The sequence below is a fragment of the Hymenobacter sp. BT491 genome, assembly GCF_014349165.1.
GTDB lineage: Bacteria > Bacteroidota > Bacteroidia > Cytophagales > Hymenobacteraceae > Hymenobacter > Hymenobacter jejuensis.
In genome coordinates, this window is the sequence record NZ_JACSJJ010000001.1 from 1,287,795 (window position 1) to 1,310,990 (window position 23,196).

Genomic DNA, 23,196 nt, shown 5'->3' on the forward strand with positions numbered 1-23,196 from the left:
ATAAATTACTTAAGGCGTGACATGCCGCCGTCAACGGGCAATATTTGTCCGGTAATGAAGCTTCCGTGGTCGGAGAGGAGGAACGAGGCCATGTAAGCGAGGTCTTTCGGCTGGCCGATGCGCTGCAACGGGTGACGTTTGGCGCTGGCTTCGGCTTTTTCGGGCGTGTTGAGCAGCGAGGCCGCCAACGGCGTATCGGTCAGCGAAGGCGCAATGGCGTTCACCCTAATATTGCTGGCCGCATACTCGGCCGCCAGCGCGCGGGTAAGGCCTTCCACGGCGGCTTTGGCGGTAGCAATGCTCGTGTGAAATGCCATGCCCGTATCGGCGGCTACGGTGCTGAAAAGGACGACCGAAGCCCCGTTGGCTTTCTTTAATCGCTTCATTGTCAGCTGCAATACCTGCACGGCCCCAAGCACATTTAATTCGAAATCGCCGCGAAAATCGTCCAGTGGGATTCGTTCAAACGGCCGCAGCTTGATGCTGCCGGGGCAATACACTACGCCGTGCAATACCTCCGGCAACGTATCGAAGGTGGCAGGTGCAATTACTTGGGTTGCATCTACCTCATAATGAGTGGTTTGTAACTCAGCCAATTCGGGAGAAAGGTGGCGGGAAGCCGTAAACAAATGGGCGCCCAGCGTGTGCAGAAGCTGCGCGGTGGCCAGCCCAATGCCGGAAGATGCTCCAACAAGGAGAATGTTTTTTTCGGAAAAATCCATATTGGAGCCAAGGTTGAGGTTCGGCTTAACAAACTGACCTGTAGGATGAAAGTTTGAAAGACGTAACTTAAACCGCGATTATGTAGAATAAGAGGTCTGCGAAAAATAGCTTCTAGCAAAAATTCGCTGAATTTTATTGCTTCACTCCTTCGCTCCTGCTTTCGTCTTCAACCTTCCCTTTCTGCCACAACTCTCTACCGAGTATGAAAATCCGCAAATTGATGGTTGCCAACCGCGGCGAAATTGCAATCCGCGTGTTGCGGGCGGCCACGGAATTGGGTATCCAAACGGTCGCCATCTATACCTACGAAGACCGTTACTCGCTGCACCGCTACAAAGCCGATGAAGCCTACCAAGTGGGCCGCGACGACGAGCCGCTCAAACCCTATCTGGATATTGAGGGGATCTTGCTGGTAGCCAAGGAGAACGGGGTCGACGCCATTCACCCCGGCTATGGTTTTCTCTCGGAAAATGCTACGCTTGCCCGGCGCTGCCAAGAGGAAGGCATCATTTTCATCGGGCCGCGGCCGGAAGTAATGGAGGCGCTCGGCGACAAGGTGCGGGCCAAGGAAGTGGCCGTGCAATGCGAGGTGCCCATCATCGAGAGCAGCGAAAAAGAACTCAACGACTTCGAAACGGCCCGCGACGAAGCCAGCCGCATTGGCTACCCCGTGATGCTGAAGGCAGCGGCGGGCGGCGGCGGGCGCGGCATGCGCATCATCCGCGACGACGAGGAACTGGAAAAAGGCTTCTTTGAAGCCCGCAACGAAGCCTTAAAGGCGTTCGGCGACAACACCGTGTTTCTGGAGAAGTTTGTCGAGAAGCCCAAGCACATCGAAGTGCAGCTGGTCGCCGACAGCTACGGTAACATTGTGCACCTATACGAGCGCGATTGCTCGGTGCAGCGACGCTTCCAGAAAGTGGTGGAAATCGCTCCGGCCATTTCGCTGCCCGATCACCTGCGCGAGAAGCTCTACGACTACGCGCTGCGGCTGGGCAAGGCCGTGAACTACAACAACGTAGGCACGGTCGAGTTCTTGGTCAACCCCGAGCACGACCGCATTTACTTCATCGAAGTCAATCCGCGCATTCAGGTAGAGCATACTGTTACAGAGATGATTACGGGAATTGACTTGATCAAGACCCAGATTTACATCGCCGATGGCTGTGAGTTGGCGGACCCCAAAATCGGGCTGGGCCCCGATACGAAGCCGCCTAAAATTGGGGTGGCCATTCAGTGCCGCATCACTACCGAGAACCCCGAGGAAGACTTCAAGCCCGACTACGGCACCATCGTAGCGTACCGCTCGGCGGGCGGGTTTGGCATTCGCCTCGACCAAGGCTCTGTGTTTCAGGGCGCTAAGATTTTGCCCTTCTTCGATTCGTTGCTGGTGAAGGTGTCGGCGCAGGCGCGCACGCTGCCCAACGCCGCCTCGCGCATGTCGCGCACGCTCGATGAGTTTCGCATTCGCGGGGTGCACACCAACATCCAGTTTCTGCAGAATATCATCTCGCACCCCGACTTTGTCAGCGGCAGCGCTAATGTTGATTTCATCAAGGATCACCCGGAACTGTTCAAGTTCAAGGCCCGGCAGGACCGGGGCACGCGGTTTTTGCAATTCATCGGCGACATCATCGTAAATGGCAATCCTGATGTCAAAAACCTGATGGACGAGCGCCACGATTTGCGCAAACCTCACCTGCCCGAATACGACCGCTCCGCGCCCTTTACGCCCGGCACCAAAGACAAGCTGACGGAGCTTGGACCCGATGCCTTTGCCAAATGGCTCCGCGCCGACCCCCAGATTCATTACACCGACACCACGTTCCGCGATGCGCACCAAAGCCTGCTGGCTACGCGCATGCGCACCTTCGACATGATGAAAGTGGCCGAGCGCTTCGCCAAAATGCATCCGCAGACCTTTTCCATGGAAGTCTGGGGCGGCGCTACCTTCGACGTGGCCCTGCGTTTTCTGCACGAAGACCCGTGGGAGCGGCTGGCTCAAATCCGGAAGGCGGTGCCCAACATTCTGCTGCAAATGCTCATCCGGGGCGCCAACGGCGTGGGCTACAAAGCGTATCCCGACAACCTGATCGAGCGGTTTGTGCAGCAGGCCTGGGAAACCGGCGTCGATGTATTCCGCATTTTTGACTCGCTCAACTGGATGCCCGGCATGGAGTCGTGTATTGGGTTTGTGCGCAACAAAACGCAAGGCTTGGCCGAGGCCAGCATCTGCTACACTGGCGATATCCTCGACCCCAAGCGCAACCAGAAATACAACCTCCAGTACTATACGCGGTTAGCCAAGCAGATCGAAGAAGCGGGGGCGCACATCCTGTGCATCAAGGATATGGCCGGTTTGCTCAAGCCGTATGCGGCCACCGAACTCATTGGTGCTCTGCGAGATACGGTAAGCCTGCCTATTCACCTGCATACCCACGACACCTCGTCGTTGCAGGCGGCCACGTACCTGAAGGGCGTGGAAGCCAACGTGGATGTGATTGACGTGGCAATCGGCTCGCTCTCGGGCCTCACCTCGCAGCCCAACTTCAACAGCGTGGTGGAAATGCTGCGCGGTCAGCCCCGGCACCGTGAGTTTAACCAGCAGTCGCTCAACGAGTTCTCCAATTACTGGGAAACAGTGCGGGAGTATTACTACCCGTTTGAGTCGGGCCTGAAGGCCGGTACGTCGGAGGTGTTTCAGCACGAGATTCCGGGCGGGCAGTACTCCAACCTGCGTCCGCAGGCGGCGGCGCTGGGCTTGGGCGATAAATTCGAGTTGGTCAAAAAGACCTTTGCCGACGTCAATGCGCTGTTTGGCGACATCGTGAAAGTGACGCCTTCGTCGAAAGTGGTGGGCGACATGGCCCTGTACATGGTCACCAACAACCTGACGACACAAGACGTGTTGGAGCGCGGGCAGGCGCTGAACTTCCCGGAGTCGGTGCAGTCGCTGTTTCGCGGCGACATCGGGCAGCCCGAAGGAGGCTGGCCCGCTGAATTGCAGAAACTCATTCTCAAAGACGAGAAGCCCTTCACCGACCGGCCCAACGAACACCTGGCGCCCATCGATTTCGACGAGGAGTGGAAAAAATTTGAGGAGAAGTTCGGGTCGGGCGCCAAGTTCACCGATCTGCTTTCGTACCTGCTCTACCCAAAGGTATTCGAGCAGTACTGGTCTCATTATCAGCAGTATGGCGATGTGTCGTTGGTGCCGACGTTAGTGTTTTTCTACGGCCTGAAACCCGGCGAGGAAACCATCATCGATATTGCGCGCGGCAAGTCGGTGATTGTGAAGCTGCGCTCGGTAGGGGAGCCCAACGACGACGGCTGCCGCACCATTTTCTTCTCCTTCAACGGCCAGACGCGTAACCTGGAAGTGCGCGATAAAGCCGTAGAAGTCAAGACCATACGCAACGCCAAAATCGACAAGGGCAACCCCAAGCAGATAGGGGCGCCGCTGCAAGGCATGCTCTCGAAAGTGCTGGTGCAAAACGGGCAGCAGGTGAAGCGCAATACGCCACTGTTCATCATCGAGGCGATGAAAATGGAAACCACCATCACTGCTCCCGACGATACGACCGTGCAAAGTCTGCACCTAGGTGAAGGCACGCTGGTAAACGCCGACGATTTGGTGCTGACGCTGGGGTAATTGTGTAAGAAGAGCTAGTAATCTTTGATATTTTATCCATAAATATCTAATAATCAGACATTTATGGATAAAATATCTTTTGTGCAGTGCGCTGACCGAAGAAAAACTTATATTCAAAAAGCGTTTTTCTTCGGGCGAATATGAAGCACCTTTCTACTTCGAAGTTCTTCGGCTTTCTGCTGAGTGCACCTGTGCTGCTACTTGTGGCCTCGCGGGCAGCAGCACAGGTGTACGATCCTGCCAAAATGGGAGTGCAAGCCACCGAAAATCTGAAGGATCTTACCCGCGGGGCCAACGTGATTGCTTACGACAACCGCTACGAAGGCATCAGGGGGACGCCTTTTGCGTTTTCGCGCTGGCTGCCTGCCGATCTGGTGATGACTTCCAACGCCAAGCTGCACGTGGGCGCACTGAAATTCGATGCTTACCAGCAACAGTTTTACATCAAGTCGCCGGATAAACGCGATTCGTTGCTTATCGATTCGCGCCGCATTGCCCGTTTTACCCTCATCGATTCGGGGGCCTTCGAACCGGCCACGCAAGGGCCTTGGGTCCACCAATTTCGGCGGTTTGCGGAAGCGCCCGTGTCGATGCAAGCCAACGAATTTGTGGAATCCCTTTACGAAGGCCGCTATGCATTGCTAAAACGCTACGGCAAGCAGCTGGTCAAGGCTAATTACATGGGTGCCTACAGCCAAGACCGGCGCACGGATGAGATGATCGACCAGATTCAGTACTTTCTGCGGCGGCCCACCGGTAGTGTGGTAGGCATCGAGCTGAATACGAAGTCGTTAGCGGCGGCAGCGCCTGAACTGGCCGCTCCATTACAGGGCGAAACCGGACATCGGCAGATCGGTACGGAGCAAGAATTGATCACTCTCCTCCGAACTCTTGATAAGGCAAAATAGTCCTGCGGTCTAACCCGGCAAGGGACACTATCCGGAGAAAGTACAACGAATTGTGCTTGTGCCGAACAGGAAAGCCTATATTCGTACGTTGTATAGTTTTTCTTACCAACGTACTATTTATGTCTGTTCGCGCACAGTTGTTTGCAGCTTCCTTATCCGCGTTATCGCTTCTGACGGCCACCGGCGCTTTGGCGCAGCAAGCGGGGCTCGACCCCGCCAAACTTGGCCTTAATGCCAATGAAAACCTGCGGGCCTTAGCTGGGTCCAGCAATACCGCTATGGTTTTCGACAACCGTTACGAAGGCATCAAAGGTACTCCCTACGCGATTCCGAGGTGGCTGCCGGCCAAGCTGGCCCTGACTTCCAATATTCCGGTGGCGTCGGTTTTGCTGAAGTACGATGTGTTCAAGCAGCGCCTTCTGATCCGCGACCCGTCCCGGCCCGATTCGCTGCTGCTGGATGCCAACAAAGTGACGGGCTTCGCCCTGACCGATCCTTCGGCACCCGACGTGGCTACCGGGCAGCCCCGCGTACGGCAGTTCCGCCGCTTTGCCGAAGCCCCCGTCGCTACCCAAAAGGCCGAATTTGTGGAAGTGCTCTACGAAGGCAAGTATTCCCTGCTGCGTCGTTACGCCAAGGAAATGGAGAAAGCCGACTACAAAGGCGCCTACAGCACCGACCAGCGCTTCGATGAGCTAACCGACAAATCGATTTATTACCTGCGCTCACCCGAAGGCGCGGTTGCGCCTGTCAAACTCAACCTGAAAGCCTTGCAGGCCGCCGCGCCCAGCCTGGCCCCGGCGCTAAAAGCTGAAAGCAGCAAGCGGCCGCTCAAAACGGCTGAAGATGCTGCTTCGCTGCTGCGCGCCGCCGAAGGACAATAGCGTAGCTCAGCGCAACACAACCGCCTGAAGCGTCAGAAGGGGTTGGGCGCTGTCGGAGCCATACAGGGCTAAGTTATCACTATGTAGCTCATAATGAGTTACTTGTTCTAAGCTGCGCATCATAAGATTTTCGGTGTCAAGCTGAGGGCAAGCCATTTTGGTTGAAAGCAAATTGCTTATGCTCAGTCCGTTCGGCTCAGAAGCTACAAAGCGCCCCGAAAAGCGATTGCAACCGGCATTGCCCTCTGCAACGTGACTCTCGCCTAGGCGCAGGAGTAGGTACAGCTCCCGGCCTCCTTCGGGCACCGTTACGGGCGCGCCATTGAGCTGCCGAACTACCCACCGGGTATTGAGCAGGGGCGAGTCGGGCTTTGCCGATGCTGAGCTGGAACCGGTGTTGGAAGCGGCTGGCTGAGCGCTTTGGCAAGCCGCCAGCAGCAGGCAGCAGACGCCGAAAAGCCAGCTGTAACGAAGCAAAGATGAGATCATGTTCACAGCATTAAACGGTTGAAAAATCAAGTGATATAATTGCTTCGCCATGTGAATAACGAGTGAAGCTCAACACTACCCAAAGTTTTTACCTTCGACCATGCAGAAACCCCTTTTCATAATTCTCTTAACCTGTTTTGGTTTCACTTCTGTTGCCCAAAACCTCGCGCCTAAATCTGCTAAGCTGCCGGCTGGTGTCTCAGCCGCTACCGTGGAGCGCGTAGTCCGGGCGCTGACTGCCGACGATATGCAGGGTAGAGCCTCCACCCAGCCCGGCGGCCTGAAAGCTGCCCAATTTTTGTCTGCGGAGTTCAGACGCATTGGCTTGCAGCCTATTACGGGTCTTACAGGCTTCGAGCAAACTTTTTCGGTGTACGAAACCAAGCCCCAAACGCTGGCGGTAACGCTGAACGGTGCTGCGGTGCCCGCCGAAAATGCCGCCATTGCGTCGGGGCAGGCGCAGGTCAATTGGTCGGAGGCCGATGCCACGCCGGCGCGCGTGGTGATTGTGGGCGCACAGGAAGCCAACCCCATGCAGACGGTGCGGCCGTTGCTGGCGTTGCGCGAAAACACGCTGGTCTTGGTCGATCCGGCGCACCGGGCCCGCTTCCAGCAGCTAGCAGCTTACTTGCGGCAGGGCTCCGTACGGCCTGAGCAGCCCGGTCCCAATTCGTGCGTGGTGGTGCTGGCTCCGGCGCCGGCCGATGGCAAGGTCACGTTTCAGGTGAAGGCCACGTCCACCGTGCGGCCCGTGGAGCTGCGCAACGTGGTGGGCGTGCTGCCCGGTCGCGCCAAAGACAAGGCGCAAGCCGCTGAAATGGTGGTGTTTTCGGGGCATTACGACCACTTGGGCACCATCCGGCCCGTGGCCGGCGACTCCATCGCCAACGGCGCCGACGACGACGCCAGCGGCACGACGGCCGTAGTGGCGTTGGCCGAGTATTTCAAGAAGAAAAAGAAAAACGCCCGTACGTTGGTGTTTGTGGCCTTCGCGGCCGAAGAAATCGGCGGCTTTGGTTCGCAGTATTTCTCCAAGCAAGTCGATCCGGCCAAAGTGGTGGCGATGTTCAACATCGAAATGATTGGCAAAGTGGCCAAGTTCGGCCCGAATACGGCCTTCATCACCGGCTACGAGCGCTCGGATTTTGGCAAGTTGCTCCAGCAAAACCTGCAAGGCACGCCCTTCCGCTTCGAGCCCGATCCGTACCCCGAGCAAAACCTGTTTTATCGCTCCGATAACGCCACACTGGCTCGCCTCGGCGTACCGGCGCACACTATCAGCACCGACCAAATCCCGACCGACAAGCTCTACCATTCCGTCGACGACGAAGTGGAAAGCCTCGATTTGGCCAACATGACGGCCGTGATCACCGCCATTGCGCGCAGCGCAACCGGCATTGTGGCCGGCCAGCAAACGCCTCAGCGCATTGCGCCCGAGAGCGTAGGGCAGCGGCCGTAGTACACTACCTAATAAAGCCGTGGGCGGCAATAAAGTAACTAATTGATAATCAATTAGTTACTTTATTGCCGCCCACGCGCATGCTCAGGCCGGCCCCAACCGAAAAGCCGTTGGTAGGTCCGCCAAAGCCTTGCCCAGCCGTGGCGTCGAGGCGCAGGCCGGGGAGTGGTCGCCAGTACAGGCCCGAAGTAAGACCCGGTGCCAATTTTTCCGTTTGCCGCCAAGTGGCGTAGGTTTCGGCGAAGAAGCCAAAGCTGCGGCCCAGCGGCCCGTTGAGCGCCAGCGTGCCCAAGTATTGGCCCACTTTGGTATCGGCGGCTTTGAAGCCGCGTTGCCGAAAACCAAGGTTGGCTTCCAGGCCAAAACGTTCGCCCAATTGCTGCGAGATCAATAGGCGTGCTGCCGGCTCGTAGGCTTTGTTGGTGAAGGAAGCATCGCCGTTAGGAAGGGTCATTTCGGTCAACACAACTACTTGGGAGCGAGCATCTTGGTTGGTCGATGCCAAAAACTTAGCCCCAACCGTGAGCGGCATAAAGCCCGCCGGAAAACCGGGCATCGGAACGCCGTTTTCGGGGCGGCCGGTAGCGGTCGGTAGGGCGTGTAGGTAGCCCTGCGAGGCCCGTAACTCGATGTGGTTGAAGAAGCCCACACGCAGCAGCGCCGTGGAAAGCGAGCGGCGAGTGCCCAAGCTGGGGTCGGCGGGCTCGAAGCGGAGGATGCCGGTTTCGAGCTGCACCTGGCCGGGTCGAAGCATGTTGGTGGTCACCGTTTGACCGGGGCGGTCGGGGCGGATGTTGTGGGCGAAAGGCGTGTCGGCGTTACCGATTTCCTTGTCAACAGTTTGGGCCAGGGTGCGGGCCGGGCCGGCGAGCATAAGCCCGGCGGCGGTCAGCAGAGTGGTCTTGCGCATCCCCTCCGACACCGGTAAAGACGAGAAAGTTCGACCGGTGTTTATATAGATACATTAGTATATTAGGATAATTTTTAATTTTCGTGTCACGAAATCTGAGGGTTATGAAACGTGTTTTTATTGGGCTGCTTGTAGCTGCAGGCTTGGCATTGGTGCAGCAAGCTTCCGCCCAGGTCGTCGTCGTTGATTCGACCACCGCTCTGCCCCCCGATCCGCTTTGGAAGAGAAGCTTCAAGGCCGGTCTTAATTTCACCGAAGCCACGCTGTCGTCGAATTGGCGGGGCGGGGGAGTCAATTCGTTCGGCCTCAATACGCTCTTGAATGCGAAGGCCAATTACAAGCTTGACGCCGCCAGTTGGGACAACGAAGCCGACCTGCTCTACGCTTTCGTATCGAACAAGGGGCAAGGCTACCGCAAGAACCTCGACCGCATTTTTCTGGATACCAAATACGGCCGCAGCCTTAGTCCGCATTGGGATACGTTTGTATCCCTGAACCTGCTGACGCAGTTTGCGGCTGGCTACAAGTACAGCAAGGACGCCAACGGCAACGAGCGGGCGCAGATCCTGTCGTCCACGTTTGCGCCAGCCTATGTTACGGCCGCATACGGCTTCGAGTACCATCCAACTGATTACTTCAAGGTGCGGCTGTCACCGTTTGCACCGCGCCTCACGATAGTTGGTCGTAATCAGCGGTTTATGGAAGCTCTAGGCGATCGGCCCTACGGTGTGCGCCCCGGGCATTCTACCCGGTTTGAGGTCTTGGCGGCGCAAGTGTTGGCCGAGTTCGACAAGGACATCGCCAAGAACGTAAATCTGAAAGCCCGTTATCTACTTTTCGCCAACTATGGCGACAACTTCGCTCTGCGCCGCATCGATCACCGCTTGGATGCCGGCCTTACTGCCAAAGTGAATCGCTACATCAACGTGGCGCTAACCGGTATCATGCTCTACGATTACGACCAGGATCGGGGGTTGCAATATAGCCAGGGCCTGACACTCGGTTTCCTCTATACCATCCAGAACTACAGCGACGATAAAAAGTAAATACTTGATTGTAAGGTATTTACAATATAATGCCTTCCCGCCCCTTTAAGAGGGCGGGAAGGCATTGACCGTTATGCCGTAACCAGCTGATTCTCTTCGGATACGGGTGCGGAAGGAGCATCTTGGTGCATTTCGCGGTAGGCCCAGTCAAATACGAGCGGGAAAATCAGCAGCGTGAGCACCGTGGCCGACACCAAGCCGCCGATCACGACGATGGCCAGCGGTTTCTGCGTTTCCGAGCCGATGCCGGTGCTCAGAGCCGCCGGAAACAAACCAATCATGGCCATCATGGCCGTCATCACGACGGGGCGCACGCGCGAGGCCACGCCGGCGCGCAACGATTCGGCGAGCGAGAGCTTCTTGCGCAGGTTTTGCTTGAACACCGTAATCAGAATCACGCCGTTTTGGATGCAAATGCCGAACAAGGCAATGAACCCGATGCCCGCCGAGATGCTGAAGTTGATGTGCGTCAGGTGCAGGGCCACGATGCCGCCGATCAGGGCGAAGGGTACGTTGATGAGCACTAGGCCCGCATCTTTGGCATTGCCGAAGGTGATGAACAGCAGAATGAAGATGATTACCAGCGAGATAGGTACTACTTGCTCGAGGCGGTTGGTCGCGCGCACTTGGTTTTCAAATTCGCCGGCCCAGGCAATGCTGTAGCCTTTGGGCAGGTGAATCTGGCGGTTGACTTTCTCCTGCGCTTCGGCGATGGTCGAGCCCATGTCGCGGTCGCGGATGGAAAACTTCACCGCGATAAAGCGCTGACCGTTATCATGATACACCGAGGCTGGACCGTTGACGGTCTTCACATCGGCAATTTCCTTGAGTGCCACCTTCGTGCCCCGGATGGTTGGCACGCGCAGCTCCCGAATTTCATCTTCGGTCGAGCGGTATTGCTTGGGGTAGCGGATACGCACGTCGAACTTGCGCTCACCTTCGTAGAGTTGGGTGGCCGCTTTACCTCCAATGGCCATTTCGATAACGGCTTGTGCGTCAGAGGCTTGTACGCCATAGGCGGCCATGCGCCCTTCGTTTAGATGAATGCTTAATTCTGGCTGGCCGAGGTTGCGCAAAATGCCCAAGTCCTTCACGCCGCGCACGGTTTTGAGGATGGTCATCACGGAGTCGGCTTTGTCGTCGATGGCTTGCAGGTCGTTGCCAAAAATCTTCACGGCCAGGGCCGCGTTGATGCCCGCTACGGCTTCCTCCACGTTGTCGATGATGGGCTGCGAGTAGTTGAACACGATGCCCGGATACTCCTTCAGCTTGGCATCCATTTCGTCAATCAGCTCCTCCTTTGTGATGTCGCGCTTCCATTCCTCTTTGGGGTAGAGGTTGACCTGCGCCTGCACGTAATAAATGCCCGACGGGTCGGTGCCGTCGTTGGAGCGGCCCGTCTGGGAAAGCACCGATTGCACCTCCGGGAACGAGCGCAGAATGCGGCGGTAGTTGGCCGCCATTTTGTTCGTTTCCGTCAGCGACGACGACATCGGCAGCTTGGTTTCCACCCACAGCGCGCCTTCGTTCAGCTCCGGCAAAAACTCGGTGCCCAAGAACGTGAACGAATACAGCGTTACGGCCATCACGGTAAAGGCCGTCAGCAAACTCACCCGTTTGTGGGTGTAAGTCCAAGCAAAGCCCTTGGTGACAATGCGATCGAAGAAGTTGACTAGCGGGTTGTTCTTCTCCTTCACGTTCTTGTTGAGCAAAATGCTGCTCAGCACCGGCACCAGCGTCAGCGTCAGAATAAGCGCGCCGACCAATGCAAAGCCCAGCGTGTAGGCCAGCGGCGAGAACATCTTGCCTTCCACTTTCTCAAAGGCGAAAATGGGCAGTAAGCACGTGAGAATGATGAGCTTAGAAAAGAACACAGCCTTGCCTAGCTCGCCGCCGGTTTTCTTGATGATGCCCATTTTGGCCAGCTTGTTAAACACCGGCATCCCAACTTTGTGCGCCTTATGATCAAGCACCACAAAAATGCCTTCCACCATGACCACGGCCCCGTCAATGATGATGCCGAAGTCGATAGCGCCCATGGATAACAGGTTGGCGCTCATGCCTTTAAGCCGTAAGCAGATAAAAGCAAACAGCAAGGCCAGCGGCACCACTACGCCCACAATAAGCGTCGAGCGCCAGTCGGCCATGAACAAGAACACGATCAGCGTTACCAGCACGATGCCCTCGATCAGGTTGTGGATCACGGTGTGCGTGCAGTGGTCCATGAGCACGTCGCGGTCGTAGAAGGTGACGAGCTTCACGTCGGCGGGTAACACCTTGGTATTCAGGTCTTCAATCTTGTCTTTTACGCGTTTGAGCACCTCGGCTGGGTTCTCGCCCTTGCGCATAATCACGATGCCTTCCACCACGTCGCTATTGTCGTCGAGGCCGGCCTGACCCACGCGCGGAAGCGAGCCCTCCGTTACGCTGGCCACGTTGCGCACCAGAATCGGGGTGCTGTTGATGTCCTTGACGATGATGTTGCCGATGTCCTCGGTGTTGTTGAGCAGGCCAATGCCTCGCACCACATACGACTGCGAGTTCTTCTCAATTACGTCGCCGCCGACGTTGATATTGCTCTTCTGCACGGCCTGAAACACCTCCAGCGGCGTCAGATCGAACTTCTGGAGCTGGCCCGGATCAACCGTGATCTCGTAAGTTTTCTTGGTGCCGCCAAACGCGGCAATGTCGGCCACGCCGGGCACCGACTTCAGCTGCCGCTCCACCACCCAGTCCTGAATGGCGAGCAAGTCATTGGTATTGCGCCCGCGGTTGCTCTGCACGGTGTAGCGGAAAATCTCGCCGGTAGGGCCGTAGGGCGGCTGCACGTCGGAGTCGCAGCCTTCGGGCAGCTTCACGCCGGCCAGCAGGTTATTCACTTGTTGGCGGGCGAAGAAATCGTCGACGTCGTCGTCGAAGTTGATCTTCAGCACTGACAAGCCGAACATGCTGATTGAGCGCATGTTAGACTTCTTCTGCACCGAGTTCATGGCCACCTCAATCGGCACCGACACGAAGCGCTCGACTTCCTGCGCCGAGCGGCCCGGCCACTGCGACACGATGATAATTTGCGTGTTCGTCACGTCCGGAAACGCTTCGATCGGCGTGTGCATGTAGCTGTACGCACCCCCCGCAATTAACAAGGCCGTCATGAAGAACACGAAGAATCGGTTCTTCAGCGAAAAGGCCACAATGCTTTGAATAAATCTGCCCATAAGTGAAAGAATAGCGCGGGCGAACCGGCAACCCCGCCCGGAAAAGTCCGCAACGTCGCCTACGCACCTATTTACCCCGAAATTCAGCCCCTTACAGTGAGGATTTCGTGAAGGCAAAGCTGGACAGGAAGCCCTTATAGGGAAGCACAGACAACAAAAGCCCTCGCTTCAGATGGAGATAAGATTTTTATAAAGAATTGATTATCAAATGATTGTACTTGAAATACATCTAAAACAGACCCTCATGCAGAGCGCAGCGAAGCATGAGGGTCTAGGTATTCTAGGTATAGAGGCTCAATGCTCGGCGAACTCTTCCTTCTTCTGGAAGCTGTAGTAGAGATAGCCTAAAGCTGGCAAAATCAGGACGCTGCCTAGGAGCAGGGCCAGGCCGAGGGCATGCATAGTGCTTTCCGGGGCGTTTTGCGTGAACAAAGACAGCGTACCGCCTCCACGCAGAATGATGAAATCGGGAAAGTGCTTGTAGCCAATGGCCAGCAAAATCATGGTTGCCTGGAAGCCCGCCAGCAAACGCGGAATGATGTCGTGGCCGTGCAGCAACAAATACCATTGCAGCCCCAATGACAGCGTAGCCAGCACCACCGCCGTAACGCCCACCGCGTTGCCAAAAATCCAGTTAAGCAGCGGCACCCCCTGAAAATGCGCCGCCGCAAACACCAGCGCCCCGCAGGCTACCGCAATGATATTCAGGCGCATCGTTTTGGCGATGTACCGCTGCCGGTTGATCTCGTCGGTGGCTTCGCCGATCAGGTACACCGAAGCTAGGTAGCCACACAGCGCCACCGTAAAAAAGCCAACCGCCACCGAAAACCAGTGCAGCCAGCTAAACACGTACGCATCTAAAAACGTGGTAGCCTGTAAGTTGATGGTGCCCGACAGCACGCTGGCCGCAATGATGCCCAGAAACAGCGGCGTAACAAAGCTGGAATACGTGAAGATGCGGCTGTAAACGCCCTGCATGTTGTCCTTCACGGCATCGTAGCTACGAAACACGAAGGCCGTGCCGCGGGCGATAATGCCTAACAACATGATAACCAATGGGATATGCAGCGACACCGACATCACGCTATAAATGCGCGGAAATGCCACAAACAGAATCACTACGGCAATGATCAGCCACATGTGGTTGGCTTCCCAAATCGGGCCAATGGCGTGGTACATGGTCTGGCGGGCCACGCGGCGGTGACGGTGAGGCGTGAACAGCTCAATGATGCCGGCCCCAAAATCGGCGCCGCCCAGCACCAGATACAGCAAGAGTGCCAAGCACAGATAAGCAACAACTACGTAGTGCATAAGTACTTAAGCTAAAGCAGGTTGTAGAGGGCGATCGGGCCGGTCGTAGAGCTTGGGTACCATCTGAATTTGCCGCGACAGCAGGAAGATGACCAAAAAGCTCAGCACCAAATACACCGCCGTAAACACGTAAAAGGAATACTGAATGCCCGGCATGGGCGTCACGGCGTCGCGGGTGCGCATCACCCCGTAGATGATCCAGGGTTGGCGGCCGACTTCCGTCACCGTCCAGCCCGCCTCGACCGCTATAAACCCAAGCGGAATAGCCGCCACAAACAGCCGCAACAGCCATTTGCTGCGCAGCCAAGCCTTTTTTCGCCACAAGGCAAAGAAATACAGCGCCGACACCGCCATCAGAAACGTGCCCAGCCCCACCATAATCTGAAACGCAAAATGCGGCACCAGCACCGGCGGCCGGTCGGCGCGCGGGATGCGGTCGAGGCCCTGCACTTCCTGCTGAAAATTGCCGTGGGCCAGAAAACTGAGCATTCCGGGGACTTTAATGGCGTAATCAACGCGTTGGTTTTTTTCGTCGGGCACGCCGCCCAGCACCAATGCCGCCGGCTTCTCCGTCTGAAAAAGGGCTTCCATGGCGGCCAGCTTGGCGGGCTGCCGCTTGGCTACGTCTTTGGCCGAAAAGTCGCCGCTGAGGGGCTGCAAAATGGCCGCCACCGCCCCAAATGCCGCCGCGATGGCGAAAGCACGTTGGTGAAATACCACGTTTTTTCCGCGTAGCAACATGAGCGCGTGCACACCCGCTACGGCGAAACCCGTGGCGGCAAAAGCCGCAATGGTCATGTGAATGGACTGCGATAGCCAGGCCCGATTAAACATGGCCGCCATCGGGTCGATGTTGAGGTACTGGCCATTCACGTAGTCGAAACCTGCGGGACTGTTCATCCACGAATTGGCCGCGACCACCAGAATGCCCGATGCTAACCCGCTGATACCCACCACGACACCCGTAAACCAGTGGAACCATGGATTGAAGCGGTTCCAGCCGTATAGGAAGAAGCCGAGGGCGATGGCTTCAATAAAAAATGCCGTTCCCTCCAGCGAAAACGGCATCCCAAATATCGGTCCGGCGTGCTCCATAAACTGGGGCCAGAGCAACCCCAATTCGAAGGAAAGCATGGTGCCCGACACGGCACCGGTGGCAAAAAAGATGGCGACGCCTTTGCTCCAGGCTTTCGTAAGGTTCTGGTAAACAACGTCGTGGGTGCGGAGCCAACGGAAGTGCGACACCGCCATGAAAAACGGCATCACCATGCCGATGCAGGCGTAGATAATGTGAAACCCCAGTGACAACGCCATTTGCGACCGGGCAGCAAAAAAATCATCCATGACAAGGAAATTTCGTGCAACGCGGCAAAGTAAGGGCCGCTGGTTGAAGCACCTAACCCAAGTGCTTTTTTCTGCGAAAGCTTCCCGCTGACGCAGATAACAAACAAAATGGAGAGGGATATAATTGCCGAGAGTAAGCCGCAGACGAGAAATAGGAGTGAGCAATGCAGAACGGGTTTTGCTCCCTCAATAGGACAGTTTTGCTAGGCTGTTCACGAAAAAAGCCTCAGGGTCAACCTGAGGCTTTTTTTATAAAGCATTGATTGATAAATGGTTATGTACCAACCAATACAGGCTCTTCGAAGCGAGCGGGGTTCAGTTCAGGGTCATCGCCGTAGTGCGTGTGCTCGGCGCGGTAGGCACGCTCAAACACGAGCGGGAAGATGAACAGCGTCAGGATGGTGCCCGTAATCAGACCGCCGATCACCACAATGGCCAGGGGCTTAGAGGTTTCCGAGCCGATGCCGGTGCTGATCGCGGCGGGCATCAGGCCGATGGTAGCCATCAGGGCCGTCATCACGACGGGGCGCACGCGGCTGGTGACGCCCTGCGAAATGCTGCGGTCGAGGCTGAGCTTCTTCACCATGTTTTGCTTGAACACCGAGATCAAGATTACCCCGTTCTGAATACAGATACCAAACAAGGCAATGAACCCGATGCCCGCCGAAATCGAGAAGTTGGTGTGCGTGAGGAGCAGCGCCGCGATGCCGCCAATGATGGCAAACGGCACGTTGAGCAACACCAGGCCCGCATCTTTCAGGTTGCCGAACAGGATGAACAGGATGAAGAAAATCATCGCCAGCGAAATCGGCACAACCTGTGTAAGCCGCTGCGTAGCGCGCCGCTGGTTTTCGAAGTCGCCGGTCCACTTAACCGAGTAGCCCTTCGGGACTTGCAGCACGGCGTTCACTTTCTTCTGCGCCTCTTCGATGGTCGAGCCCATGTCGCGGCCGCGGATCGAAAACTTCACTGCGGCAAATCGCTGATTATCATCGCGATAGATAAGTGAGGGCCCATTGACGGTGCCAATGGTAGCAATCTCCGACATTGGGATTGTGCCGCCGGCTTGCGTGGGTGCCATCAGCGACGCGATCTCGGCGGGCGACTGGCGAAATTGCTCTTGGTAACGCACCCGAATCGGGAATTTGCGTTCGCCTTCGTACATCTGAGAGGCTTCCTTGCCGCCCACGGCCATCTCCAGCACGGCATTCGCATCGGATTTCGACACGCCGTAGCTGGCCATTTTGCTTTCGTCGAGCTCCACGTGCAGCTCCGGTTGGCCGATGTTGCGCAGAATGCCCAGGTCATCGATGCCTTTGATGTCCTTGAGCACGCCGTACACCTGGCGGGTTTTGCTTTCCAATAGCTTCAAATCGGTCCCGTAAATCTTGACGGCGATGGAGCCCTTCACGCCCGAGGCGGCTTCCTCCACGTTGTCCATGATGGGCTGGGAGAAGTTGAAATCGACGCCAGGAAAACGGGCCAGCTTCTGCTTCATGTGGTTGATAAGTGCCTCGCGGTAAGCCGCATGCTTCATCTTGTCCTGCACTTCGGGCGTGTGCTTGATCTGGACTAGGAACTCGTTGTTGTAGAAGCCCGTCGGGTCGGTGCCGTCGTTGGGGCGGCCGGTCTGGCTCACCACGTCGCTCACCTCCGGGAAAGCCAGAAACACGCGCCGCATGTCGTTGCAGAGCTTGTTCGACTCGTCCAGCGAAATGCTCAGCGGCAGCTGCGCCCGCACATAGATCGAGCCTTCGTTGAGCTCGGGCAAAAACTCCGAGCCCAGAAACTTGAACGCTCCGAGGCCCGCGATTACCACCAGCGCTGCCACCAGTAGGCTGGCCGTTTTGTGCCCGTAGGTGAAGCTGAAAAAGCGCTGCGCCCCGCGGTTGATGCCGCGCACGAAGAAGTTCTCCTTTTCTATCACGTTCTTTTTCAAGAGGATAGAAGTAAGCACCGGCACCAGCGTCAGCGTGAAGATGAGCGCGCCGAGCAAGGCAAAACCCAGCGTCCAGGCCAGCGGCGAGAACATTTTGCCTTCTACTTTCTCGAAAGAGAAAATGGGAAGTAACGCCGTGATAATGATGGCTTTAGAGAAGAAAATCGCTTTGCCCATGTCGCGGCCGCTCTTTTTGATGAGGCCTAGCTTGGCGAGCTTGTTAAAGCGCTCCATGCCCATCTTGTGCGCTTTATGGTCGAGCGCTACGAAGAGACCTTCCACCATGACCACGGCCCCGTCGATGATAATACCAAAGTCAATAGCGCCCATGGATAATAGGTTGGCGCTCATGCCTTTAAGCCTTAAGCAGATAAAGGCAAACAACAGCGCCAGCGGAATGATCACCGACACGATGATGGTGGTGCGCCAGTCGGCCATGAACAGAAACACGATCAAGGTCACCAGCACAATGCCCTCGATCAGGTTGTGGATGACCGTTTCGGTGGAGAAGTCGATGAGTTGCTGCCGATCGTAGAACGTCTTGATTTTCACGTTGGAAGGCAAAATCTTGTCGTTCAGCTCAGCCACTTTATCCTTGAGGCGGGCGATGACTTCGGAAGGGTTTTCGCCCTTGCGCATTACCACGATGCCTTCCACCATGTCGTCGTTCAGGTTTCGGCCGACTTTGCCCAGCTTCGGCAGCGCCGACTCGTGCACGATGGCCACGTCCTTGATCAGGATGGGCGCGCCGTTCACGTTCTTAATCACGGTGTTGTTGATGTCGGAGATGTTGTTGAGCAGGCCCAAGCCGCGCACCACGTAGTTCTGCTGGCCCTGGTTGATCACGTCGCCGCCCACGTTGATGTTGGACCGCTGAATGGCCGTGTACACGTCCAAGGGCGTGATACCAAAATCCTGGAGCTTGCCAGGGTTCACGGCGATCTCGTAGTCTTTCACTTCGCCGCCAAAGCTGTTGACGTCGGCCACACCAGGTACGGCCTTGAGGTTGCGCTCTATCACCCAGTCTTGCAGCGTTTTTAGTTCGCGGGTGGTTTTGTCTTTGCTTTCGAGCGTGTAGCGGAAAATCTCGCCGGTAGGGCCGTAGGGCGGCTGCACGTCGGGGTTGGCACCTTCGGGCAGGTCTACTTCGCGCAGCAGGTTGTTGACTTGCTGGCGGGCGAAAGCGTCGTCCACGCCGTCGTCGAAAATCACCTTCACCACCGATAAGCCGAAGAGCGTGGTCGAGCGCACGTTGGTCTTCTTCTGCACCGGGTTGAGCGCAATTTCGATCGGCACGGTCACGAACTTCTCGATTTCCTCGGCCGAGCGGCCCGGCCACTGCGTGATGATGGTAATCTCGGTATTCGTCACGTCCGGGAACGCTTCGATGGGCGTGTTCCGGTAACTCACCGCGCCGGCAATCACGGTCGCGATGGTCATCAGAAAGATGAACCCGCGGTTTTTAAGCGAAAAGGCGATAATGCCTTGGATGAACTTGTTCATGATATTGAACGGTCTGAGTCAGCTGTGAAAGCTAGATTTTGGGCAAGGCGGAGCCAGTTCTCCTTCCTAAAGCAAGAAGGAGAAGCTGGTTATCAGCCTGTTATATCTTGGTGCTAGTCGTTCAGCTCGTCGTAGACCAGCAGCTGATTTTGGGCGATGATCTTATCGCCATCGTGCAGACCGGAGGAGACGTAGCTGAGATCGCCGACGGTTTTGAGCACTTTCACTTCCCGGGTTTCGATGTGGCTGCGGTCTTTGAACACCATCACGAAGTTGCGGTCTTTGTCAAACACCACGCTTTTGGCGGGTACGGCCAGCATCTTTTGGTTTTCGGTATTCTCTACCTTAATCTGGGCGTACATTTCGGGCTTGAGCATGTAGCCGGGGTTGTCCAGCCGCACGCGCACCTTCATGACTTTGCTCTCGGGGTCTAACACGTTGAAAACCTTGTCGATACGGCCATTGAAGTGTTTGTCGGGGTAGGAGAGGGTCGTGACGTCGGCCTTGTAGCCTTCCTTCACTTTCGAAATGTCCGACTCAAACACGTTGGCCATAATCCACACATCATCTAAGTTGCTGACAGTGAATAAGTTGCCAACGTTGTCGGCGTTAAACTGCATGTGGTCGGTGACGTTTTTCTCGGTGATGAAGCCGGAAATGGGGGCGCGCAGCTCGTAGGTGCCGTCGGCCGAGACGCCGTACACGCTCAGCTGCTTGCGCGACTTGCCCACGTTGCCCTGGGCTTTCTGCAACTCCTTGCGCGCCAGCGTCACGTCCCGCTCCGAGGCCAGACCAGCTGCAAACTGATCTTCCGCTACTTGTAAGTTCTTGCGGGCAATGTCGAGGTCAGTGCCGGCGGCGGAGCTTTGGTTTTGCAAGTCGGCGATTTCACCGCTCTTGATCACGGCCAGCACCTGGCCTTTGTTGACGTGGTCGCCCAGCTCCACCGAGAGCTGCTCCACCACCCCGCCCACCAGCGGGTATACTTTCACGGTCTTGTCGCCGTCGGTTGCGATCTGGCCCGACAACGTGAGTTCGTCGCGTACGGGCTGCGGGTGCACCGTATCGATTTTGATTTCGCGCAACATCGTATCCGAGAGCGAGAAGCCGGCCTGGGCTTTCACCGGCTTATCGGCCGAATCTTTTTGCGAGCAGCCCGCCAGGGTAAGGGCCAGGACTAATGGAAAAAAAGGAGCGAAGCGGTTCATATTCAGAAGGTTGTAGGAGCGGCTGAGGGCCGTCGGGTCTGTAGTTGCTGATGGGATTGACGTTGTTGGGAAGGCCGTTATTCAGCCTTGAAAAGCGGCCGTCCTACGGCGAAGTTGAGCTGCTCAAAAGCCCGCACCCGGTTGGCGCGCAACTGATTGAGCTGCACCAAGTTGTTTTTGTAAGACTCGTAGAAGTCGAGAAACTCCACAATTGTCAGGTTGCGCTTGGCGTAGCTCTGCTCGATGCCCGTGATGAGGCGGTCGAAGTCGCCGGTTTCGCGGTCGCTACCCTGGAAAAGCTTGTCGGTTTGCTGGGCCAGCTGAAACGCTTGGTGCACATCGTTTTGCACCACTAGCTGCTGCTGGTCGGCTTGCGCCTTGCTGCCCTGAATCTGGGCTTGCGCCGCGCGGATGTTGCCTTGGTTGCGGTTGAGGATCGGGATGGCAACGCCCAGGGTTACAGCATTATAGTTCGGGATGTAGCTGCCCGCCCGGTCGTAGACGTAGCCCACCGCCAAGTCGGGTGCGGCGAGGGCGCGTTGCAGGCGCAGGTTCTGGTTTTGCTGCTCCAGCGCTGCCTGGCGAGCTTTCAGGTCGGCCCGCGCCACGAGCGCCGTATCGACGAGCTGCTGCTCGTTGTAGTTGCTGAGCGTCAGGTTGCGCAGCGCCACCAGCGAAGTTGCCGGTTGGTAATACATGCCCGAATTGTCGCGCAGAAGTACATGGAAATCAGCTTGTTCGCTAGCGATATCGGTGAGTAGCGCCTGGCGTTCATTTTCCAGCTGAAACAGGAAGGCCTTCAGCCGGATTACCTCTTTCAGGGCAATGTTGCCCTTGTCGTACTGGCCTTGGTAGAGCGAAACCGTATGGCGAAACGAGGCGATTTCCTTGTCGTAAACGGCCACCGTGCGCTGCTTGAAATACAGGTCGTAGAAGGTGGTGCGCAGTTGGTAGCCGAGGTTGCGCAGCAAATCCTGGAAGGTATATTGCTCAACCAGAGCGTTTTGCTGGGCCACCTTGGCCGCGGCTTTGCGGCGGCCCGCAATCGCAAACAACTGCTGCACCTGCACGATGCTTTCACCCGATTTGGTCACGTCGAAGTGTTTCCGCGTGGCCGGGTTGTAGGTGTTTTGCTCAATCGAAATGGTGGGGTTGTCCCAGAGGCGAGCCTGCACAATCTGGGCTTCAGCCGCCGACACGTTGTATTGTTGCGCGAGCAGCGAGAGGTTGTTCTGCGTGAAGCGCTGCTCAGCCTCGGCCAGCGTGAGGCGGGCCGTATCGGGAGCGGCTACGGAAGCTGTTTCCGGAGCGGCCGCCCGGGCAGCGCCCGTTAGCAGCAGGAAGGAAGTGAGAAGCGGAAGAAAGCGTTGCATGTTCGGTTTTTGAGTTTCGATATGCAAGTGTACGCCCACCACATTAGGCCCAAATTAGAGGTGCATTAGAAACGCATTAGAGGGCTTTGTTTTTTGAAAAAAGCCCGTTTCAAGCAAATGGAGCAAGATTTAAAACACAAAAGGAGAGGAAAATATTTTCCTCTCCTTTTCTACGGCAGTGCTTCGAGCCGCTTTGCTAATTCAGGACTACCGTTGCGTCAGTAGCTTGCTGCCGCACCATCGCAAACTCTTGCTCGTGAAGCGGTACGGTGACTTCGGTATACATCCCGGGCTTGAGCAAATACCCCGGGTTGGCGAGCCGCACGCGCACTTTCATGACTTTGCTTTCCGGATCGAGCATGTGCGAAACCTGGTCGATATGCCCCGTGAACTGCTGGTTAGGATAAGCCAAGGTGCTAACCATAACCTGCTGGCCTTCATGTACTTTGGCAATATCTGCCTCAAACACGTTGGCCATTACCCACACCTCGTCGAGATTGGACACGGTAAAAAGGCTCGTGACGTTGCCTAAGTTAAACTGCATATGGTCGGTGACGTTTTTCTCGGTGATGAAGCCCGAGATCGGGGCGCGCAGGGTGTACAGCCCATCTTTGCTCACGCCGTACACAGTCATCTGCTTGCTGAACTTGGTAGAGCCGCTTTGGGCTTTCTGCAACTCCTTGCGCGCCAGCGTCACGTCCCGCTCCGAGGCCAAGCCGTCGGCAAACATCGATTCGGCCACCTGTAGGTTTTTGCGGGCAATGTCGAGGTCGGTTTGGGAAGCTGAATGCTGGTGTTGCAGCTCCACGATGGCGCTGCTCTTGATCACGGCCAGCACCTGGCCCTTCGTGACTTTGTCGCCCAAGCCAACCCGCACTTCCTGCACCACTCCGCCCACCTGCGGATATACCAGCGCGCTGGTGTTGCTGTTGGTAGCGACGCGGCCGGAAAGCACCAAGGGTTTTTCAACAGGCGCTGTGGTTGCGGTATCGAGTAGCGCCACATCCTGAGCTGAAGGCGATTGTTGGGTATGCGCAGTTGGGTTTTCGGCCGTCTGTTTCGAACAACTTACCAAGCCTGCGCTAAGTGAAAGAGTAATAACGGAGGCAAAAGAAAGTATTCGGTTCATAGTCGTAGCGGTTTATCCACGCAATGCTACGGCCGGCATATTAGAGGGGCATTAGAGCCACATTAGAACCAGATTAGAATTAGATTGTAGTTATATAGTATAT

At 56.5% G+C, this 23,196-nt stretch carries 15 protein-coding genes; 5 read left to right on the plus strand and 10 right to left on the minus strand.

Features of this window, described 5'->3' with window-relative positions:
• Positions 1 to 5: 5 nt before the first annotated feature.
• Entirely contained in the window at positions 6 to 722 is a 717-nt protein-coding gene (locus tag H9I52_RS05475) for an SDR family NAD(P)-dependent oxidoreductase (protein WP_187453000.1), read from the minus strand.
• Between the two features lie 203 nt (positions 723 to 925).
• Between H9I52_RS05475 and H9I52_RS05480 the strand changes: the two genes are divergently transcribed.
• The 3 genes from H9I52_RS05480 (at position 926) to H9I52_RS05490 (ending at position 6,167) form a co-directional block, all read left to right on the plus strand.
• Entirely contained in the window at positions 926 to 4,375 is a 3,450-nt protein-coding gene (locus H9I52_RS05480) for a pyruvate carboxylase (RefSeq protein WP_139513551.1), read from the plus strand.
• Between the two features lie 140 nt (positions 4,376 to 4,515).
• The gene (locus tag H9I52_RS05485) at positions 4,516 to 5,283 is read left to right on the plus strand and encodes a hypothetical protein (RefSeq protein WP_187453001.1); all 768 of its coding nucleotides are present in this window, start codon (positions 4,516 to 4,518) and stop codon (positions 5,281 to 5,283) included.
• A 119-nt stretch (positions 5,284 to 5,402) separates the two neighbouring features.
• On the plus strand, positions 5,403 to 6,167 hold the full coding sequence (locus H9I52_RS05490) for a hypothetical protein (RefSeq protein WP_187453002.1): 765 nt from the start codon (positions 5,403 to 5,405) through the stop codon (positions 6,165 to 6,167).
• Positions 6,168 to 6,173: 6 nt separating this feature from the next.
• Here the strand turns inward: H9I52_RS05490 and H9I52_RS05495 are convergent, their stop codons facing one another.
• A complete protein-coding gene (locus H9I52_RS05495; RefSeq protein ID WP_187453003.1) occupies positions 6,174 to 6,656 on the minus strand; it encodes an META domain-containing protein in 483 nt (160 codons plus the stop codon).
• Positions 6,657 to 6,756: 100 nt separating this feature from the next.
• Between H9I52_RS05495 and H9I52_RS05500 the strand changes: the two genes are divergently transcribed.
• Positions 6,757 to 8,115, plus strand: a complete 1,359-nt coding sequence (locus H9I52_RS05500) for a M20/M25/M40 family metallo-hydrolase (RefSeq protein WP_187453004.1) — start codon at positions 6,757 to 6,759, stop codon at positions 8,113 to 8,115.
• A gap of 49 nt (positions 8,116 to 8,164) precedes the next feature.
• Here the strand turns inward: H9I52_RS05500 and H9I52_RS05505 are convergent, their stop codons facing one another.
• Positions 8,165 to 9,025 (minus strand): transporter, encoded by an 861-nt coding sequence (locus tag H9I52_RS05505; RefSeq protein ID WP_187453005.1) that lies wholly within the window; start codon positions 9,023 to 9,025, stop codon positions 8,165 to 8,167.
• 104 nt (positions 9,026 to 9,129) lie between these two features.
• Between H9I52_RS05505 and H9I52_RS05510 the strand changes: the two genes are divergently transcribed.
• Complete coding sequence (locus tag H9I52_RS05510; protein WP_187453006.1) at positions 9,130 to 10,071, plus strand: DUF3078 domain-containing protein; 942 nt, start codon at positions 9,130 to 9,132, stop codon at positions 10,069 to 10,071.
• A 71-nt stretch (positions 10,072 to 10,142) separates the two neighbouring features.
• Here H9I52_RS05510 and H9I52_RS05515 read toward each other — a convergent pair whose 3' ends face one another.
• The 7 genes from H9I52_RS05515 to H9I52_RS05545 form a co-directional block, all read right to left on the minus strand.
• Positions 10,143 to 13,286: an efflux RND transporter permease subunit gene (locus H9I52_RS05515; protein WP_187453007.1), complete on the minus strand. Its 3,144-nt coding sequence runs from the start codon at positions 13,284 to 13,286 to the stop codon at positions 10,143 to 10,145.
• A 294-nt stretch (positions 13,287 to 13,580) separates the two neighbouring features.
• Complete coding sequence (locus H9I52_RS05520; protein ID WP_187453008.1) at positions 13,581 to 14,597, minus strand: cytochrome d ubiquinol oxidase subunit II; 1,017 nt, start codon at positions 14,595 to 14,597, stop codon at positions 13,581 to 13,583.
• 6 nt (positions 14,598 to 14,603) lie between these two features.
• Positions 14,604 to 15,941, minus strand: coding sequence for a cytochrome ubiquinol oxidase subunit I (locus H9I52_RS05525; RefSeq protein WP_187453009.1), 1,338 nt, complete (start codon positions 15,939 to 15,941; stop codon positions 14,604 to 14,606).
• Positions 15,942 to 16,215: 274 nt separating this feature from the next.
• Complete coding sequence (locus tag H9I52_RS05530) at positions 16,216 to 19,383, minus strand: efflux RND transporter permease subunit (RefSeq protein WP_187453010.1); 3,168 nt, start codon at positions 19,381 to 19,383, stop codon at positions 16,216 to 16,218.
• Positions 19,384 to 19,496: 113 nt separating this feature from the next.
• Positions 19,497 to 20,591 (minus strand): efflux RND transporter periplasmic adaptor subunit, encoded by a 1,095-nt coding sequence (locus H9I52_RS05535; RefSeq protein WP_139513540.1) that lies wholly within the window; start codon positions 20,589 to 20,591, stop codon positions 19,497 to 19,499.
• Positions 20,592 to 20,668: 77 nt separating this feature from the next.
• Positions 20,669 to 21,964 carry a TolC family protein gene (locus H9I52_RS05540; RefSeq protein WP_187453011.1) on the minus strand — a complete coding sequence of 432 codons (1,296 nt, stop codon included), beginning with the start codon at positions 21,962 to 21,964 and terminating at the stop codon, positions 20,669 to 20,671.
• A gap of 196 nt (positions 21,965 to 22,160) precedes the next feature.
• The gene (locus H9I52_RS05545) at positions 22,161 to 23,093 is read right to left on the minus strand and encodes an efflux RND transporter periplasmic adaptor subunit (RefSeq protein ID WP_187453012.1); all 933 of its coding nucleotides are present in this window, start codon (positions 23,091 to 23,093) and stop codon (positions 22,161 to 22,163) included.
• Between the last annotated feature and the right edge of the window lie 103 nt (positions 23,094 to 23,196).